We start from the raw sequence: 1,524 nt of genomic DNA, 5'->3' as shown, positions 1-1,524 counted from the left end.
AGAACCGTGGCACCGGCAACGCCCAGGCCTTCTCCGGCGAAGTGCAGCGCTTCCTCGAAGCGGCCAAGGCGCGCCCGGAGTTTGCCAGCGTCACCAGCACCTACCGCGCCAACGTGCCGCAGGTCTATCTCGACCTGGACCGCGAAAAAGCCAAGGCGCTTGGGCTGCCGATCAACGCGGTGTTCGACACCATGCAGGCCACCTTCGGCCAGGTCTATGTCAACGACTTCAACCAGTTCGGCCGTACCTACCGGGTGCAGTTGCAGTCCGAGGCAGACTATCGCGCCAAGAAGAGCGACATCCGCAACGTCTATGTCCGCTCCGACAAGGGGGAGATGATCCCGCTCAGCAGTCTGGTGACGGTGCGTGATGCCACCGGCCCCGAACTGGTCGAACGCTTCAACATCTTCCAGGCCGCCAAGATCATGGCCCAGCCCGCCCCTGGCTACAGCTCGGGTCAAGCCATCGCCGCGCTGGAAGAGGTCGCCAATGAGGCTCTTGGCAACGACGCCAAGCTGGAGTGGACCGGCTCCGCCTATCAGGAGAAAGCGGCCGCAGGCAGCGCAGGCATGGCCTTTGGTTTCGGTATCGTGATGATCTTCCTGATTCTGGCTGCCCAGTATGAACGCTGGAGCCTGCCGTTTGCGGTGATCACCGCCGTACCGTTCGCCCTGTTCGGTGCCCTGCTCGCCACCTGGCTGGTGGGGCTGACCAACAACGTCTACTTCCAGATCGGGCTGGTGACCCTGGTCGGCCTTGCCGCCAAGAACGCCATCCTGATCGTGGAGTTCGCGGTGATGAAGCACGAAGAGGGGATGAGCCTCATCGAGTCGGCACTGGAGGCGGCGCGCCTGCGTTTCCGTCCCATCGTGATGACCTCGCTCGCCTTCATCCTCGGCTGTGTGCCTTTGGTCACCTCCAGCGGGGCCGGTGCCGCAAGCCGTCACGCCCTCGGCTGGCCGGTCATCGGCGGCATGCTGGCGGCCACCTTTATCGCCATCTTCTTTATCCCGCTCTTCTTCCGGCTCATCATGCGCCGCTCGGAGAAACGGGCCTGACCACTGCGGTCTCGCTCACCAAGCCCCTCCCTCACGGAGGGGCTTTTTTATGTCGGTCCGTTACATCGCAAACAGATAGGCCTTCATCGCCTTTAGACGCACGGTGGCGGCACCGATGATGTCGATAAAGCCAAGCAGCGGATGGGGTTTATGTGCCGAAATCCAGGCTGAGCCGGTTGCCCCAATTGGCAAGTCCACACCATCCGGCACCAGCATGTCGAGCACCACTGTCCGGCCATGGCTCGACATGTTGTTGCCCACATGCTGCCGTACATCCTGATCCCCTTGCGCAACACTCATCTGGGCCTCCCCCGTACCAGTAAGTACTGAGTGCACCCGTGCCCGAAAGATGCGCCCTGGATAGGCATCTACATAAAACTCGGCAAACTGGCCTGGTGCTATGTTGCGAAAACTCTGATCCGGAATGCGAAACTCCAGAAACTTGCGAGAAGTGTCGTATAGATGC

1 protein-coding gene and 1 pseudogene are annotated in these 1,524 nt (G+C 61.4%); one reads left to right on the top strand and one right to left on the bottom strand.

All coding sequences use genetic code 11. The features are described 5' to 3' along the window. Positions 1-1,058, top strand: a 1,058-nt coding sequence (locus AACS18_RS07805; protein WP_181363426.1) for an efflux RND transporter permease subunit, incomplete at its 5' end; no start/stop codon positions are given. A gap of 60 nt (positions 1,059-1,118) precedes the next feature. Here AACS18_RS07805 and AACS18_RS07800 read toward each other — a convergent pair. Further along, positions 1,119-1,524, bottom strand: a pseudogene (locus AACS18_RS07800) (efflux RND transporter periplasmic adaptor subunit); the annotation flags it as partial.

The organism is Aeromonas sp. HMWF015, from assembly GCF_963878965.1.
Classification (GTDB): Bacteria; Pseudomonadota; Gammaproteobacteria; order Enterobacterales; family Aeromonadaceae; genus Aeromonas; species Aeromonas veronii.
This window is presented reverse-complemented; position numbering and strand designations above follow the sequence as displayed.